Annotated in this window: 19 protein-coding genes; all 19 read left to right on the top strand. The window is 33.0% G+C overall.

The window, feature by feature from the left end; all coding sequences use genetic code 11:
* Positions 1-400 precede the first annotated feature (400 nt).
* The 19 genes from rlmH (at position 401) to IGJ02_RS14850 (ending at position 18,053) form a co-directional block, all read left to right on the top strand.
* Positions 401-880, top strand: coding sequence for a 23S rRNA (pseudouridine(1915)-N(3))-methyltransferase RlmH (gene rlmH, locus IGJ02_RS14940; RefSeq protein ID WP_430604124.1), 480 nt, complete (start codon positions 401-403; stop codon positions 878-880).
* 82 nt (positions 881-962) lie between these two features.
* Complete coding sequence (locus IGJ02_RS14935) at positions 963-1,376, top strand: hypothetical protein (protein ID WP_111247141.1); 414 nt, start codon at positions 963-965, stop codon at positions 1,374-1,376.
* Positions 1,377-1,431: 55 nt separating this feature from the next.
* Positions 1,432-1,992 carry a 5-bromo-4-chloroindolyl phosphate hydrolysis family protein gene (locus IGJ02_RS14930; RefSeq protein ID WP_086353022.1) on the top strand — a complete coding sequence of 187 codons (561 nt, stop codon included), beginning with the start codon at positions 1,432-1,434 and terminating at the stop codon, positions 1,990-1,992.
* Positions 1,989-2,969, top strand: coding sequence for a hypothetical protein (locus IGJ02_RS14925; RefSeq protein WP_430602559.1), 981 nt, complete (start codon positions 1,989-1,991; stop codon positions 2,967-2,969). The genes IGJ02_RS14930 and IGJ02_RS14925 overlap by 4 nt, the downstream gene beginning before the upstream one ends.
* A gap of 86 nt (positions 2,970-3,055) precedes the next feature.
* Entirely contained in the window at positions 3,056-3,292 is a 237-nt protein-coding gene (locus IGJ02_RS14920) for a hypothetical protein (protein ID WP_086277183.1), read from the top strand.
* A 153-nt stretch (positions 3,293-3,445) separates the two neighbouring features.
* Positions 3,446-4,402: a hypothetical protein gene (locus IGJ02_RS14915; RefSeq protein WP_430602557.1), complete on the top strand. Its 957-nt coding sequence runs from the start codon at positions 3,446-3,448 to the stop codon at positions 4,400-4,402.
* A 550-nt stretch (positions 4,403-4,952) separates the two neighbouring features.
* Positions 4,953-5,843, top strand: coding sequence for a hypothetical protein (locus tag IGJ02_RS14910; protein ID WP_430602556.1), 891 nt, complete (start codon positions 4,953-4,955; stop codon positions 5,841-5,843).
* 445 nt (positions 5,844-6,288) lie between these two features.
* On the top strand, positions 6,289-6,684 hold the full coding sequence (locus tag IGJ02_RS14905) for a DUF1310 family protein (protein ID WP_430602555.1): 396 nt from the start codon (positions 6,289-6,291) through the stop codon (positions 6,682-6,684).
* Complete coding sequence (locus IGJ02_RS14900; protein ID WP_430602554.1) at positions 6,677-7,963, top strand: hypothetical protein; 1,287 nt, start codon at positions 6,677-6,679, stop codon at positions 7,961-7,963. The genes IGJ02_RS14905 and IGJ02_RS14900 overlap by 8 nt, the downstream gene beginning before the upstream one ends.
* Before the next feature lie 13 nt (positions 7,964-7,976).
* On the top strand, positions 7,977-8,300 hold the full coding sequence (locus IGJ02_RS14895) for a hypothetical protein (RefSeq protein ID WP_430602553.1): 324 nt from the start codon (positions 7,977-7,979) through the stop codon (positions 8,298-8,300).
* A gap of 4 nt (positions 8,301-8,304) precedes the next feature.
* Positions 8,305-8,583 (top strand): hypothetical protein, encoded by a 279-nt coding sequence (locus IGJ02_RS14890; protein WP_430602552.1) that lies wholly within the window; start codon positions 8,305-8,307, stop codon positions 8,581-8,583.
* Between the two features lie 69 nt (positions 8,584-8,652).
* A complete protein-coding gene (locus tag IGJ02_RS14885; RefSeq protein ID WP_086277165.1) occupies positions 8,653-8,898 on the top strand; it encodes a hypothetical protein in 246 nt (81 codons plus the stop codon).
* 133 nt (positions 8,899-9,031) lie between these two features.
* Entirely contained in the window at positions 9,032-9,154 is a 123-nt protein-coding gene (locus IGJ02_RS14880) for a DUF960 family protein (RefSeq protein ID WP_430602551.1), read from the top strand.
* Complete coding sequence (locus IGJ02_RS14875) at positions 9,106-9,351, top strand: DUF960 family protein (protein WP_430602550.1); 246 nt, start codon at positions 9,106-9,108, stop codon at positions 9,349-9,351. The genes IGJ02_RS14880 and IGJ02_RS14875 overlap by 49 nt, the downstream gene beginning before the upstream one ends.
* A gap of 47 nt (positions 9,352-9,398) precedes the next feature.
* On the top strand, positions 9,399-9,869 hold the full coding sequence (locus IGJ02_RS14870) for a JAB domain-containing protein (protein WP_430602549.1): 471 nt from the start codon (positions 9,399-9,401) through the stop codon (positions 9,867-9,869).
* 221 nt (positions 9,870-10,090) lie between these two features.
* Complete coding sequence (locus IGJ02_RS14865) at positions 10,091-11,686, top strand: type I restriction-modification system subunit M (protein ID WP_430602547.1); 1,596 nt, start codon at positions 10,091-10,093, stop codon at positions 11,684-11,686.
* The gene (locus IGJ02_RS14860) at positions 11,676-12,950 is read left to right on the top strand and encodes a restriction endonuclease subunit S (protein ID WP_430602545.1); all 1,275 of its coding nucleotides are present in this window, start codon (positions 11,676-11,678) and stop codon (positions 12,948-12,950) included. Before IGJ02_RS14865 ends, IGJ02_RS14860 begins: the two co-directional genes overlap by 11 nt.
* A 14-nt stretch (positions 12,951-12,964) precedes the next feature.
* Positions 12,965-16,123 (top strand): type I restriction endonuclease subunit R, encoded by a 3,159-nt coding sequence (locus IGJ02_RS14855; RefSeq protein WP_430602544.1) that lies wholly within the window; start codon positions 12,965-12,967, stop codon positions 16,121-16,123.
* A 232-nt stretch (positions 16,124-16,355) separates the two neighbouring features.
* Positions 16,356-18,053 (top strand): DUF262 domain-containing protein, encoded by a 1,698-nt coding sequence (locus IGJ02_RS14850; RefSeq protein ID WP_430602543.1) that lies wholly within the window; start codon positions 16,356-16,358, stop codon positions 18,051-18,053.
* Positions 18,054-18,220: the final 167 nt, after the last annotated feature.

Here is an 18,220-nt window from a genome sequence, read left to right as displayed (position 1 = left end):
ATCATTATTTATTATATTTAGTATAGTCTTTCAAGACACCTTTAGTCTACCCAAGAGCTTTGAATTTTTTATGAACAAGTTGGGGAGAAAAACAGATATAAATAATGAAAAAATCATTTTAAGAAAAACTTATACACAATAAAATGTGAAAAACTTTTGAAAAACAGAGGAAAACCCTTGTGAAAAAGTTATCCACAAAATGTGGATAATGTGGATAAATAAATGGGAATATGTGTTTGTATCTCAAAATACTATGAAATAAAGGATAATCCGACATGGAACTGTGGATAAGTCTGTGCATATGTGTATAACTTTGTGGGAAAGTATGTGGAAGACTCAAAACATTCATGATAAAATTGTTAACAAGTAGAAAAATGTAAAAGGAAGAGATGTGAAAGTAGTGAAAATAAAAATTATTACTGTGGGTAAGTTGAAAGAGAAATATTTGGTCCAAGGAATCAATGAGTATTTAAAACGCCTGAAAAGCTATGCAAAAGTTGAAATAATTGAAGTCGCAGATGAAAAAGCACCAGAAAATTTAAGCGAAGCGGAGATGCTTCAGGTCAAAGGCAAAGAAGGCGAACGGATTTTAGCTAAAATTGGGGATCAAGATCATGTTTTTGTTTTGGCAATCAATGGTAAACAGTTTAGTAGTGAAGAATTTTCTAAGGAAATCGAACAACTTGGAATTAACGGCAAAAGTCAATTGGCTTTTGTAATTGGTGGTTCGTTGGGATTGAGTGATGAAGTGTTGAAGCGTAGCCAGCAGCAGATGTCGTTTGGAAAATTGACTTATCCACATCAGTTGATGCGGCTGGTTTTGGTGGAGCAGATTTATCGCGGATTTCGGATAATGCGAGGGGAACCGTATCATAAGTGATGATATTTTTGGAAAGATAATACTGATCAAATACTCTTTTAAGTTGATAGATATAGGTTGGGAAGGGAACAGGTTAAGGTAAATGAATGAATTATTGACCGAAAATGAAGTAGTTGAAATTATGATGAGCTATTTAAATAGTCAAGGGTACACAATAGAAAGATACGCAACTACAACACAAACAGGAATTGACATTGAGGCATTTAAAAATGGAAACAAAATCTGTATTGAAGCTAAAGGGGCAACTTCTTCAATGAAAGATTCTGCTAGGTATGGTAAGCCATTTAATGATAATCAAGTAAAAAATCATATTGGAAAAGCAGTAGTTGCCGCACTAAAAGTTTTAAACCAAGAATGTAAAGATACTATTTCTGCTATTGCTTTGCCTAATAATGCTACGCATAAGAAACAAATTAATGAGATACAAACACCGCTTAAACAATTAGGTATAAAAGTTTTTCTTGTATCTAAAGATAATGTGTTGGATTATTTTTGAAAATTATAATTAGGTAGTATAAAGAAGAATTATTCTAAAAATAGAAAATGATTCAATGAGTAAGCCACTTTTAGATTCGTTAGTAGGCTCTATTAAAATGTTTAAAGGAGAAATCATGTATTATTTTTATTTTACAATAGTGACACTTGTAATTCTATTACTTTTGTCTGTAACTCAAATAGTAAAAATGAGAAAGTTAAAAAAAATGCAAAAAGAAAAAATCAAAATTTTTGTGAAAGAAAATGCTCTTAGTGATTCGGAGTTAAAGTTATTTGTATCAGAGATGAGAGCAACGAGGGATTACATTAATAGTATTGAAAGTAGAATTCAATTAGTTAAAAATGATAACAGTCAAAGGAAGGTAGCCAAAGCAGTAGCTGAATCGAAAAAAATTTTTGAATACTTAATGGAATTTCCTAAAGACCTATTATATTATGATTTATTTTTATATAGAAATTTACCTACTTTATACACAGTAATGGATAAAGTAAATTTAGACGAACATAACAGTGAAGAACTTCTATTATTAACTTGTCAAAATATAGAGACAGATTTTAATAAATTAAAAGAACAAATTGGAGAAGATAATAATGTACTTGAGGAGTTTATAAAATGAGTAAAGAGAATTTATTTTCTAAGAAATTCGATGAATTATTTGAAAAGCCAAAGGTCTCGTTCTTTATAAATAGAAAATATAAAAGCTTATTTATTATAGGATTATTATTGATTAGTAGTGTGTTATTATTAACGGTATTGATTTTCCCTAAACAATTACATGATATGGTAACAAATTTTAACTCATCTATCGAGACCTACAATAGAAATATGGAGGAATTGAATGAGTCCCTTGATTATACGGACACGTTAGTTTTGAAGGAAAAAGGCTTAAAACTGGAACATAAACCGAATTATGATAACGTAAAAAGTTATAGCTCTAAAATGATAAATGGAAATATTGATTTTGGAAATGGTTATATATTAAAAATAAAAAATAATAATTACACTATAGATAAAGGTTCTTTTAATAGTTTATCAATAAAAGCGAAAGAAGAGTCGATGGATAAATTTCATGTAGCAAGTGTTGATTCTCTTGCTACTTATAAATTTCAAATAACGAAATATCTAGATGATTATGATCAGGAAACTAAGAAAACAACTTATTATACAGATACAGCATATCAAACGGATAGTTATATTAGTGTTTATATATCTGATAATCTCTTAGATAATTTGAATGTACAAGTAATGAAAGAAAAAGGGGCTTTTTATGAGGTTTTACCTCTGACCAATGTAGGTCAAGCACAAACAGGAATAATTATTAATTCTAGTATAAACCATAGTATGTTTGATAATAATGAGAATGAAATTCCTAGTACTTATTTAACACTTTATAAATATTGGATTTTTCCTGATGGAACAGGTGTTTATGTACAAGAATCTAAAATTTGTTATGGCCGGTTGACTGTAGATAACGATGTGAATGCTTCTGTGACTAGTAATTTAAAAGAAATAGATATATTTTCTCAACTATATAATGGTAAGCAATCATTGCTGACTTTTATAGACAGCACATTTGAATTGCAAAAAAAATAAAGTTATTAAATTATTTTTGATAAGAATATTGACTGCCATTTTCTTAATGGCAGTTATGTCAACTAGGAGATTAAATAATATTTTTATTGAGTGCTGATAAAGAATTAGCTATTTTAGATAAAAATGTACTCGTCTTAAAATTAATAGATAAGGAAGAATATTCTCTATTAATCAGTTATGATATGGAAAAAATGACTAAAGGAAACTTGTCGGTAGTAGAAAGTATACTGGTAGGAGATACAGTGAAAATGAATGATATTATAGCAAATTTAAGAGAGCAAGCTTTACCTTACACAATTGATACCACGATTCTGGTAAAATAACGGTCAGAGTCAATTTTTTAGAAGAAGAAAAATAATAGAGTAGGAGAAATTATGGCCCCATTCTTTTTGATTTTTGCATATATGTGTGTACCATACTTGGTATATTCTTTAGTGTTTGCCTGTTTATATCGGATGTATTCTATTAATGAACCAATGAAAAATTTTGCATCTAGAATTGGACAAGAATTATCGGTTAGGTATAAGTTAATAAGTTTCTTTTGTTTGGTTGTGTTAGCAATTATTGGTACATGGCAAGTAGTTCAATACTATTTATTTTCAGGAGCGTATTTTTGGTTTGTCATACTAACGGCTGGATTATTATTATTTGTTTATCTTGCTCCTATCGGACTCTGTGTTACTCCATTTATAAGGTTTAAGTCTAGCAGTCGAAATCGTTTGAAGAAGTTTTATTGTAATTTTGTTGGATCGTTCACTTTTATGTGGGCGATAATTCTTTTGGTTGATCAGGATGTAAAAATTTATGGCGATGAAGGTGGCGTTTCGTATCGCAATGGAAGCTTACCATTAAAAATTGTAGGTGGGATAAGTTTACTCATTATCGGATTGTATGGGCTAGTTAGTATTTCTGCAAAATATAGCAATAGTTACCAAAAATATAAAGTAGAAGAATCAACATGGACTGTTGCATGCTCTTCAATAATAGAGACGATAACTAAAAAAATAAATCATTGGAAACAAAATAATCTGTATCATCGTGACAAGCCACTATTTATAGCATTGATGCCACTGATTTTATTGAGTATTTTAATGGTAGTATTCTTACTTTTGGATAATCTAGTGATTCTAGTCACATTAATGATGAATTTATTTCCTTTTATAATTTTATTTATTGCGGTACTTCTTTTAAGAAAAGTATGGCTAAGCACAAGAGTAAGTTTAATGATAAAGAGAATAGGCGCTATTGTGTTGACCATAATTTGGTTAGTTACTTTTTTATTATTATTTTTAACGTTGACGATGAGCTGGAGTATATATATTAAAACAGATCCCATTTATATTATTGTGGATAGTTTATTTTTATTAGTGAATGGATACTCATTTATTTGGACATGGATAGACTTAGCAAAGAAGGACAGAAGAATGAATTGAAATAAGAAAAATGAGAAACACTTTGTGTTAAACAAGTTTAGTTGTTATTAACTGGGCAATGTAAATATATATTATTTCTAAGAAGATCAATCATCTTAAGTGATGGTTGGTCTAATTTGTGTTCAAATTGGGACGATTATGTTTTGATGCTAATAACGATAGGAGTGAATGGATAGGTATGAAGAGATATTCAATTATATTGCTGGTATTTGATCGAGGTGTTTAGCTCCAACCAAACATAAGGACCCACCAATAAGTAGCCGCATTTTTGATTCCCCAATTACTTGATTAGCATAGTAAAAAGCTATATTGCGCTTAATTATTTAAACACCCCTTGCATTAAAAAAGATACAAGGGGTGTCTAGTAAAATAACTAAACAGTTATTTCATAAAATTGCAGTTTAATTAAATATTAACCCAAATGAAAACTGAAATAGTAACTGCAGCAGCAACTGTAATCATAGCGATCCCTCCTTTCAAAAACAGAATATTTCAAACAATTTATATATAATAATATGCTATACTTATACAAAAGGGGAGTGGAATTATAATGAATGTAGAAGAAGCACTTTATTTTTTTAGAAAAAATAAAAATTTAAAGCAAAAAGATATTCTTACACATACTGATACTTCCGTCTATTCCAAAATTGAAACAGGAAAAAAGATTCTAAGATTTTCTGAGTTAACAGATATTTTAGAACGTTTCTCTATTCCACTAGACGAATTTTCAGAATATTTAGAAGATAGCATGGAACAAAAAAAGTATCGCAGGCTGTTTAAACAGTGTGGTAATGATCCAACTGATAACTCAAGTAAACGAGAGCTACTTAACTACTACAACCAATTAACATTTTCTAAGGACATGCATCTTAGGGAAATGGCAAATTTTATCGGGATAAAAACACTGTTCTCCAATTTTTGGAAAGAAATTTCTCCTGTAAGCCAAGAAGAGTTAAATCAAATCTATGAACTTCTAATGGAAAAAGAGTATTTTTTTCAGTATGATTACGCTGTATTATCCAATACAATATTTCTATTTAACAATAAGCAAATCAATCACCTAGCTAAAAAAGTGTTGCCTGTTAAAGATATTGAAGTCAGAAATGTGGAGACAACAGAATTTATTAAAAACATGATAAACAATTTAATCACAACTTTACTACGTAAAAAAGAATATGAAGAAAGTCGTTATTATTTAAGATTAGCCGCTACAAAAGAAGGCAATCTTACGTTTGACTACAAGTTAGTCATTCAGTACTTGGATAATTTAACAAGCTATTTAATTACTGGTGACGATTGTTATAAAGAAAATATTTACGACTATATCCACTTATTAACGAAGCTCGGAGAGCAGAATTTTGCGAAAAGTATTGAGCGAGAAGTTCACTCGATTCTTTCAGAAAGCAAAGATATTCCGATCTTTATTCAAGCTGATCTGTAACCTATATTCGGATAAAAAAACCATCAACCATTATTAGCATACCACATTATTTATAGTCTTTTCACTCAAATTGTAAATAATGTTAGTTTTATAGTCATACGCTGTTTTATTTCTCATGAGAAATTACTTTTTACTAAATGGTCTGTATTCTTACTCTTTATTTTGTTAAACTACACTTATTGGAAAATAATAAGAGAGTAAACTAAACGAAGGAGTTCTTCAGTATTAGAAACAAAAAAACGATTCACAACTTGTCAAGGAACTTTACTGAGCGTCTGACAGACGCTTTTCAGCTAAATTTATCAAGTAAAAGCTTGTATTTAATAGGGGGGGCTACAGACGCTACTGTAGTTAATCGGGATTATGTCTACTAGCTTTTTAAGTAACGAATGTATTCATTTTGCAAGTATGTTATAGTTTACTTATTAATGATGAGGTGTAAAGGATGACTAAAAGAAAATTTATAGTAATAGTAGTAGGAATAGTTTTAGTTATTATTCTAGGTATCGGAGGAAAAGTGTATATGGATAACAAACGATTTAATGGTGAAATGGTGAATGTAGTAAAGAGTGGTCAAGCAAAAAAGGAAATAGAAATAGGGTTAAAGAACTTAGATTCAAAAGCTTTAACACCAGAAGGAGTAATTAGATCGTACGAAATAGATTATGAAAGTATTGAACATAATCCTATGGGGGCTATTATGTTTGATGTGATTATTAATAAAGATGATAAGCTTGTTGCTAAATTTGATTTAAATAATCATTCAAATATTGTGGAGGTTGGCGGTATTGGATTGTCAGAAAATTTATCAGAGTTAGTTAAAGGAGTAGAATATGACTAATTTTACAGATGAAGAACGTAAACTCATTGCAGAACAAGAATATAAAAATTGGAAGGTTAATGATGAAGTAACAATTAATAAAGGGAAAACATCAATAGGCTATGTATCACAAGTAGTAAATGATAAAAAAACAGGGGAACAGGCTTTTATTATCACTGACGGCAATCCCAAAATACAAAAACCATCTGAAGTGAATAACGTAACTGTGCTGTATCAAGGCTCTACAAGTCCAGAGGAAATAGGGAGTCAAGCTGGAGAAGTGAAGCGGGATTGGTGGGATAATAATAAGCAAATCTTAAATAATATCGAGAAAAGCTATAAGAAACCGAATACCATATTTGATCCGACCAAACAAATGAAATCTTCTGCTGAAACGCTGAATAATGCGATGGAAAAGTATTCAAATGCTCGTTTTGATGTGTATGGTCATTCTCAAGCTTCTTCAAATGCCCAATATGCTTTAGGAGCATTGGATTCAAAAGATAAGTTAAACCGAGTGAATGGTGCCTTTCTTTATCAAGGACCGAATGCTTACTGTATGATGACAGAAAAGCAACGAAAGCGAGTAGCTCAGTTAAAAGACCGTATCTTTAATTTCGTAGATGAAAAAGATATTGTTCCCATTGGATATAGACATACAGATTGGAACATTAAATTGTCACATGTAGGAATGCTTATTTTCATTGATTCAAAGAAAACAGGAATGATTGACCAACATATGTGGGGTGGGTATCAGTTTAAGAACGGAAACCTACAAGTAACGAAAGAATCGTTAGTACAATTCCAACAAGCAAAACATGCCTATAATATGTTGATTATGCGTGATCAAGTAAAGAACTTAGAACAATTAAGGAAGAAATTTACTTCAAGTGGTGGCGGTTTGTCTGCGGGGGAACAAATTTATTTAGATGATAGTCAAGCTTTAGCAGTTGTGAGCCATGCTTCCTCAGAATTTGAAACCGCGATGTTATCAGTTGTGATCGTGTATCAAACAGGCATACAAAGCGCAGAAAAATTATGGACAGAAACGTTAACGGATGCTCGATCGATTGGGACTGATTTATCTGAAGGAGAAATCAAATCTGCCTTAGCAGAAGGTGGTTGTACAGAACAAAGTATTGTGACAGAACCCGTGAATGAGTATAAAGAAAAGATAAATAAAGCCAAAAAAATGGCTGAAAAATTCCAACAATTAGCGAAAGAAATACGAAGTAAAATCAATGAGCTTGTTCAAAGAGACAAAGAACTAGCGAACCAATTAAAAGGGCTTGTTTCATAGAGGAGAAATAAAAATGACTGTAGATGCAGAAGAAGAATTATTCCGAAATTATCAGAAAACTAGAGTGGAGTTGGAGGAGCAAGAAGATAGAGTAAAAGAATATCTCCGAAATGGAGAAGATTATACGCAAGAATTGTTGTATCAAGTACGGCAAGTAGTGGGGAAAAGAGAGCGTTCTATGGATTCGTTAATGGATATACAACGAGAATTACAACGCAATGAAGCGAATTACTTGGAAGAATTAACCCAAGAACGAAAAAACTTGATTCAGCAACAAGACGAAGCGGAATCTGATTATCGAAAGAAACGTCAAAAATTAATCCAACAGGAGGGCTAAAGGGGTGTCAAAAGAAGCAAAAGAACGGGAACAAAAAGCACGAGAAAAAGCGTTCCGAAAAGAAAGTCAAAAAATAGCGCTACGTGGACTGGGAAAAAGTGCAAGTGCCCAAATGAACACGGATAAAGAATCAGTCAAAACAAAAGGAGAAAAAGGGATGAGTGAAGCATCTTCGATGATTAATTCAACTGGAAGCTCCTTTCGAGAATCAGTGAAAGGTCAATTTAGTAAGAAGGTAACGCAAGTATTTGAGGAACAAAAACAAACGTTAGATTCTTTTTAATAGGTATTTTCCCGAAATTTCATTACTCCTGCGACAAGTGCTCTAGAACAAACTATAAAGGGTCAACAAATGAAAAAAATTTTTCTTGTAAGTCAAGTATTATTTGCTATTAATATAGTGATACTCATAATCATACCTGCCATTTTTTTATTTCTTTTTAGTATTTTTCCTAATCTAGATTCAAGCGAAAATGGATTAGGTGCCTATCCGTTGGCTTGTTTTATATGGGGGATTGCTGGACTAATGCTAACTATTCCATTTGCCGTGATTATGGCAATTATATACGTTATTTATGAAAAGTATAACAACCAATGAAAGAAGCTGGTTCTGTTTTGTATCTTGAGTAAACTGATGTATCTAGCTCAAAAATAAGTATATATTATATCTATGAAGATCAATCATCTTAATCGGTGGTTGGTCTATTTTTGTGTTTTAAGGAGGGAATAAAATGTTTGATAACAAAGAAAATCGTTACATCACGAAGGGAGTGAATGAACAAGTACCAAAAGAAATCCAACTCTATTGCTGGCAATTGATCGACAAAAAAGAAGGGAAGCAGAAACAGAATTAGACTACTTACAAATCTTTGAATTCAATCCAGATAATCAACGCCAAGCAATTGAAGTGATTCATCGACAAGAAGAACCATTTTTCATTGATTATCAAACCTACACCATAAAGGGAAAGATGCCTGATTTCCAAATTAAAAAGTTATGGGTGATAGATGATCGTAGTCATCAAACCATGTTATTATCAGAAGATTATTAACTGCATTTTTCTAAGAACCAACTACAACAATCATAAAGGAGAAAAACATGAAAACAAACCAACCAAGAAAGCGTGTAGCTATTGTCAGTCTCGAACTGGTGAAAGAAGCCTCAACTTTTTATGCCGCTAGAACCTGTACTAGTCCACAAGCAGTATACGAGTTATTCGCTCCGTTTATTGAAACAAAAGATCGAGAACATTTGATAGTCGCTGGTTTAAACGTAAAAAATGAACCAACGGCTATTCAAGTTGTTCATATAGGAACCATCAATCAGTCGCTCGTTTTCCCTAGAGATATCTTAAAGATGGCACTGTTGTCAAATAGTGTGTCTATTTGCGTTGGGCATAATCATCCTTCAGGGAGTGTGACCGCTTCACTAGCGGATATTGAATATACTGCGAAGTTAGAAAAAGCCTGTCGATTACTTCAAATCAACTTACAGGATCATCTGATTATTGGGAGTGGTGGAAACTATTTATCTATGAAAGCAGAAGGCTATATAACCGATAGTAAGTGATGAAGCCTTATGAGGGAAGTTCATAAGGTTATTTTTATACCATTAAGCTATTTTAGATAGGTAAAATAGGGAGAAACATTGTAGATTTGATAGAAGAAGAGGAGCAATGAAAAAATAGCAGTAGTTAAAACGTGCGGTGTAACACACTCTTTGATTCTTTTCCCTTTTTTTTCTGTTTGATGATAAAATAGAGACATGACAAGTAGTAGGAGAGTGTAAAAATGGGAGCAGAATTAAATCATCAATTATTTAGTGCCGCAGATAACTTACGCAGTAAAATGGATGCGTCTGAATATAAAAATTATTTATTAGGATTGATTTTCTATAAATACTTATCTGACAAACTATTGGTTCAAGTGGTGGAATTAGCCGATGAATCGCTAGAAGAATACAATACCCAAGAAAAACAAACGAAACTGTATGAAGAATTAGTGTCTGATCCAGACGTTAAAGGTGACTTACTGGCAACTGTAGTCGATACGTTAGGTTATGAAATTGAACCGAAATACCTTTTCCACGTACTAGCGACACGAGCAAAACAAAATATCTTCCAATTAAACGAACTGAATACCGCATTTATTCACTTATCCACGAACTATGAACAGTTTAATGGTTTATTCGATGATGTGGATTTACAGTCAAAAAAACTAGGATCAGATGATCAACAACGCAATGTGACGGTCACCGAAGTCTTGAAAAAATTAGATGCGATTGATGTTTTAGGGCATGAAGGGGATGTTATTGGTGATGCGTATGAGTATCTAATCAGTGAGTTTGCCTCGGAAGCGGGGAAAAAAGCAGGAGAGTTCTATACACCACATATGGTCTCTGATATGATGGCTCAAATTGTCGCAATCAACCAAGAAGACAAGAAGCTTTTTAGTGTATTCGATCCAACCATGGGTTCAGGATCATTGATGTTAAATGTACGGAATTATCTAAATTATCCTGATTCAGTGAAATACCATGGACAAGAATTGAATACGACGACATATAATTTAGCCAAAATGAATTTGATCTTACATGGGGTAGAAGCGGAAGATATGAATTTACGAAATGGCGATACATTGAATAAGGATTGGCCAACGAATGAACCCTATACCTTTGATTCTGTCGTGATGAATCCACCCTATTCAGCCAAATGGTCAGCAGATAACACATTCCTAGATGATTCTCGTTTTAATCGCTATGGAAAACTGGCACCTAAATCCAAAGCGGATTTTGCCTTTCTTTTGCACGGTTATTATCATTTAAAAGAAACAGGAACGATGGCGATTGTGTTACCTCATGGTGTACTCTTTAGAGGAGCGGCTGAAGGTGTGATTCGTCAGAAATTATTAGAAGACGGCAGTATTTACGCAGTCATCGGTATGCCAGCAAACCTATTTTTCGGGACATCTATTCCAACAACGGTGATTATCTTGAAAAAGAATCGAACAAATCGTGATGTCTTATTTATTGATGCCAGTAAAGGTTTTATTAAAGGCAAGAATCAAAACAAGTTATCCAAAGAAAACATTGATCAAATCGTAGCTACTTATAAAGAACGAAAAGATGTGGAGAAATACGCTCATTTGGCTAGTTTTGAACAAATCAAAGAGAATGACTATAACCTGAATATCCCACGGTATGTGGATACGTTTGAAGAGGAAGCACCGATTGATATGGTAGCCATTGGTAAAGAAATGAAAACCATCCAGACAGAGAAAAAAGCGCTAGAAAAAGAACTGTATGAAACCATTGCTTCGTTGCAAACCAGTCAAGAAAATGAAGCCTGGCTTAAGGGGGCTTTAGAGGTGTTTGACTATGGAGAGTAGAAAACAGCCAGAAGTACGATTTGTGGGATATACTGATGATTGGGAACAGCGTAAGGTCCAATGGTTTTTAGATGAGTCAATAATTGAACCTCCAATGGATGGTAATCATGGTGAAAAACATCCAAAAGTTAGTGACTATACGAGGAATGGCATACCATTTCTAATGGCTAAGGATATCAAAAATAATGTTGTTGATATAATGAACTGTACATTTATATCAGAAGCTAGAGCTGAAAAATTGGATAAAGGATTTGCAAAAAATGGGGATGTTTTGATAACTCACAAAGCAACTATAGGTGAGGTAGGAATTTTAAATGATTTAGTTACAAAATATGCAGTATTAACCCCACAAGTAACATATTATAGGATTTTAAATTATTCTAAGTTATCCCGTAATTTTTTATCAATTGCATTTTGTTCACAAAATTTTCAAAAAGAAATGAAAGAAATTGCGACGCAATCAACTCGGTCTTATATTGGAATTACAGAACAGCGAAAATTGAATATTACGTTTCCAAAAGATATTGTAGAACAACAAGCTATTGGTTCTTTTTTTCACCAACTAGACAACACTATCGCTCTTCATCAGCGTAAGCTAGAGTTACTAAAAGAACAGAAAAAAGCCTTCTTACAAAAGATGTTTCCAAAAGCAGGAGCAAACACCCCAGAGGTAAGATTTGCGGGATTTACTGATGATTGGAAAGAGCGCAAGTTGGGAGAAATTTCTAATTTAAGCTCGAGTAAACGAATTCATCTAAGCGACTATGTTGAAAATGGAATACCATTTTACAGAGGTAGTGAAATAAGCTCGGGTGGTATTGTTGGTACTCAGGAATTATTTATATCTCGAAAGTTGTATCAACAAATTAAAGAAAAATATGGTGTTCCAAAAGAAAATGATTTATTGATAACAGCAGTTGGAACATTAGGAAATATTTGGAAAGTTGATAATAGGAAGTTTTACTATAAAGATGGAAATTTAATTCGAATTAGTGATTTAGAAGCTGAGACCGATTATATTTTTACATATTTGAATGACGGAATAGGTAAAGATAGATTGATTAACAGTGCAGCAGGATCAAATCAAAAAGCTTTAACAATGGCAAAAATGAATTTAGTTGATGTATCCTTGCCTTCAAAAGAAGAACAACAAAAAATTGGCTCATTCTTCAAACAACTAGACGACACCATCGCACTGAATCAAAAGGAACTAGATCTACTAAAAGAAACAAAAAAAGGATTTTTACAAAAAATGTTTGTGTAGGAGGAACGGGTTGAATGAACACCATACATCGGGATGAAGCAGAAATTGAACAACGATTGATTGAGGTTCTAGGAGAAGGACACAATCAATGGACGTATCGGCCAGAGATTAAATCAGAAGAAGCTCTTTGGCAAAATTTAAAGGAAAAAATCACGCAAAATAACTTGTCTGAATTAGGCGATCTCCCACTAACAGAAAAAGAATTTGAGTCAATCAAAACCGAACTTTTATTGAAAACACAAACCCCATTTGATGCGGCAAAGTGGTTAAAAGGTGAGAATGGCATTGCACGCTTATCAATTGAGCGGGAAGATGCCTCGTTAGGTAGATTGTCATTGATTCTTTACTCCAATCAAGATATAGGTGGGGGGATTTCCACCTATGAAGTCGTTCATCAAGTAGCGAAACAACGAGAAAGTATTGACCGTCGAGATCGTCGCTTTGACGTGACCTTATTGATCAATGGCTTACCGATTGTACAAATTGAATTGAAACAAGTAACCGCTAAAGATGGCGTTTACCAAGCGTTCAACCAAATTAAAAAGTATGCGGAAGAAGGCTTGTTTCGGAATAATATCTTTTCAACACTTCAATTATTTGTAGTGTCCAATGAACAAACCACGCGTTATTTTGCCAATGCCTTACCAAAAGATATGCACAAGAAGTTCTTATTTAGTTGGAGAACCAAAGACAATAAGAAAGTCGATCAATTGTACGAATTTTGTAAACAAGTCTTGAATATTCCTGATGCCCATCGTTTGATTGCCAGTTATACGATCGTTAGTGAAGATCAAGACAATAAAGCGTTAATGGTATTACATCCTTACCAAGTCCATGCCATTGAAGCCTTATTTACAGCAGCTAATAAACATCAATCAGGTTACGTTTGGCATGCGACAGGTTCAGGCAAAACATTGACGAGTTTTGTCGCAACCAAACTCTTAGCACGAAAATCAGGGATTGATCGCACCATTATGCTGGTTGATCGAAAAGACTTAGACAATCAAACAACGAGTGAGTTTACCAAGTTTGCTTCTGAATTTAACACAGGAATTTCATCGGGAGACGGAAAAGCCAATAGCTTGATTGTTGGTACAGGAAGTGCCAAAGAATTAAGTGATACACTGTTATCGGATGCCAATTCCAACGTGATTATTGTAACCACACGTCAAAAATTAGATGCAGCGTTGAAGTATGCACGAAAACAAGAAGCCCAAAAAGGAACGAACCGCTTTGAAAAATTAATGGGGCAACACATTGTGTTTATCGTCGATGAATGCCATCGTGCGTTAAGTGCAGAAAATATGGAAGAAACCAAGAAATTCTTTCAAAATACCACGTGGTTTGGTTTTACAGGGACACCTATTTTTGAAGAAAATAAAAAACAAGCGAAAGGGCAACTGGCACGAACAACCTATGACCAATATGGTGATTGCCTACATACTTACACGATTAAAAATGCGCTAGAAGATGGAGCAGTTTTAGGCTTCCAAGTAGAACATGAAACAACAATTGAACCAACCTCAATAGATAACCAATTGTATCGTCAGTTAATGAATGACCCAAGCTATGCCTCATATACACCAGAGCAGTTGAACGAAGAAGTCGATGCGATGACTGACGTTCAAAAGGAAGCTAGTTTATCAAAAGAAATCTATGCACAACATGAACATATCCAAAAAGTCATTCATAAGATATTTCGTCCGGATAACGCCTATACAAAGTTTGATTTCCGCAATGGTCGTCCCACGAAAGCAGCGATTTTAACAACTAGCTCAATCGCCATGGCAAAGAGATACTATCATGCAATTAAAGCAATGACTCGAAATAAGGAATGGATGCAAGAAACGTTTTCAAATCAGCCGATACGTGAAGGAAGAACAATGGATGATCCTGACTTTCCACGTATTGCGATCACCTACTCTTTAGAAGAAAACAGTGATACGTCACAACAAGAGCAAGAAGAAATGACGGCAATTATTCAGGACTATAATGCGTATTACGGTACTGCTTGGTCCCTGCAAGATATTGAACGTTATAACGGTGATATCAACAATCGTTTAGCGCGAAAGAAAGCGGAGTTTAAAGAATTTGGTCGTCAAGTAGATTTAGTCATTGTTGTGGATCGTTTATTGACGGGATTTGATGCACCAACAATTCAAACGTTATTTGTGGACCGTAATTTGGAATATGCAGGATTGATCCAAGCTTTTTCACGAACCAATCGGACCTATCCAGAGAAAACCAAAGGATTAATTGTGACCTTTAGAAAACCAGCAACGATGGAAGAAAACGTTAGTAAGGCAACAAAGCTTTATTCAGAAGCACAAGAAGAATCTGGGTTGATTTATCCAACATATGAAGAATCGAAGAAACGATTCAAGAAGGCGTTTCGTATTCTAAAAGAAATCACGGAAACAACAGAAACGATTGATGAACATACACCGATTGAAACGCGTGTGGATTATGTTAAAGCGTTCCAAGAGTTTAGTCATGCCTATGAAGCATTGGTGACCTATGACGATTATAACAACGATATGGAACAATCACCTGCACTGAAAGAACAAGTATCGATTCTAGAGGAACAGGTAGGAACCTATGAAACAGTTAAAGGCTCCTTGATGAAGAGTGAAGAAGATTCAGAAGTTACCGATGAAGATTTTTCGGGAATTACTTTTTATAGTGATGCCTCAGTGAAGTTATATGACATTGATTCTGCTTACATTGACCAATTATTAGGCACCTATGCCGCGAATAATTCCGATGTACGGGAAGAACTTGAAAAAGCGTTACAAAAACTAAATAAAACAGAGCAAGTCAAAGAAGTGTACCGTTCGATCTTAGCAGCTATTGATCAACAACAAGTAGCAGAACATGAAGATATTTTCAGTCTGAAACGTCACTATTTCACTCAAGAGCGTAATCAACTCATTCATGTATTTGCCAAAGAATGGTTTGTGTCGGAAGAAGAGCTTCAATCCTCAGCCATGCAATATATGATTGGGATGGACCCAATTCCTAATATGGGCCCAGTCATTGAAAGTAAAAATTATGAAGGATATAAGTCGATCCATCCAGAAATGAAACCATTTAAGTATCCACAAGCGATGAAACGAGCGTGGAGACATATGTTGGATGAAGCAGTGATACCGTTGGAAGATGAGTTAAGATAGTTTTAAAATTATTTGATGAGAAAAAAGCGATTTTGTAATGTTAATTAGTACGTTGTTTCTAGTATGAGATGGACTCTTAACCGTTTTCTACACAAATACAGAAGAATGAAAGGACTACAGTAATTATTGGTAATGTGAAATATGAGTAGATAGAGGAAGATAAATAAGATTGCTTATATTATTGTTTGTTTCACATTTTTAGGAAAAGTATAACTATTTAAGGAGTGAAAAAATGGACGCTAATAAAAAAACATTAGGAGATATTTTTACAGGAAATAATGTTTCGAGAATTCCTTATTTTCAAAGATCTTATGTATGGCCGCAAGCTTATTGGGAAAGATTATTAGAAGATATGTTAAATGTTTCAGAAGCTAATGAACCATATTTTATGGGATCTATTATTAGGAAAGAAGAAATTGCCCCAAATGAAATCTTTAAAGTAAACAATTTAGTAGATGGTCAGCAGAGAATAACAACTCTATTTGTTTTTTTTAAAGTTCTTTCTTTAGTTAAAGAAGAAGAAATATTTGATGACAAATTTATTGCTAAAGTTCGAGGGCATACTGAGGTATCAATTCGTCACAGTCGTTTAGATAAACCAGCGTTTGACTGGGTTATGAATTTGACAAAGTTAGAAGAAGTGCCAGAAGAGTTCAAAAATAGTCAAGTAACAAAAGCGTATGAATTTATAAAAAAAGAATTGCAAAAAGATAAAGATAAATATGATATATGGAATATTTATGAGAATTTATTATTTGTAGTTATTGATTTGGTTCATAATGAAGACGAACAACAAATATTTGATACAATTAATTCATTAGGCGTTCCTCTATCTACTGCAGAGTTATTGAAAAATCATTTGTTTAATCAAAATAATGAAACTGAGTACGAGCAAAAATGGTATTCAATATTTGAGGAAGATGAGGAAGACCGTGAGTATTGGGAACAAATGATTGATAGATTTCTCTATGCATATCTTCAAATAATAACTAGAGATAAGAAGTATAAGATTAAAAGTATTGACCGCATAAGATATATGAAATTTGACAAACTTTTTGATTCATACAAACACTTTTTAAAAAAATATATGAATGATGATAGACAAGCATTAGTTGAAGGAGTGTATCAAGCTGCACAGAAATTCAGAAAAATATTTCGTCCAAATATTATAAATCGAAAAGTTCACAAAGAAGATATGTTGGGAAGAATAAATGAGATTATTTATGGATTACATCAAGAAACGATTATTCCATTTATTTTTTATGTTGAATTATCTGTAAAAGATCAGAATGAACGAGCTAAATTATATAGCATCATAGAAACATTTTTTGTTAGACGAGTTATTACCAGAGCCACTACAAAAAACTATAATAATTTATTTCAAGATACTTTTATTTCAAATGAAATCAATTCAGCAGAAAAATTAGTTCATTACTTTGAAAAGAGAGGATCTGTTAGTGGGATACCATCAGATTCAGAAATCAAAGATGCCGTTAATTCAATAAAAATTAATAATCGTGAGGCAAAATATGTGTTATATATGATTGAATTAGAACGAAGAAATAAGTTGAATTCTACAGATATGCTTGGTTTCTCTAAGTACGAATTAGAACATCTTATGCCTAAAAAATGGAGAAGTAACTGGAAAGATATTCCTGCTGATGGAGAATTGTCAGAATTTCGTGATAAAAAATTATTGACACTAGGAAATCTTGCGATAATATCGGGAACACTCAATTCTTCAATAAGCAATTCAAGTTGGACAGACAAGTTGGAAGGTAAAGAAAATAAAGATGGATTAAGGAAATTGGGTTCAGGAATAATGACGCATGCAGATGTACTTGATGTGAATGTTTGGAATGAAGAAGAAATCGATATTAGAGCTACTAATCTATGCAATGATATAGTAACATATTGGCCATATTCATGAAAAGCGTATGAATCATCAAAAATATAAAATGATTCCTATACCAAAAAAATTGATGAAACATTTATACCCTTTATTATTATAGTTTATAAAATTTCTAGAAATATCATTCACTTGCGATACGCAGAACCGTATCATAAGTAATGATATTTTAGAATAATTCGAAACAA

Source organism: Enterococcus sp. DIV0724b, assembly GCF_050531475.1.
Classification (GTDB): Bacteria; Bacillota; Bacilli; order Lactobacillales; family Enterococcaceae; genus Enterococcus_L; species Enterococcus_L haemoperoxidus.
Note: the sequence above shows the minus strand (reverse complement) of the source record. Positions and strands in the feature narration are given on the sequence as shown.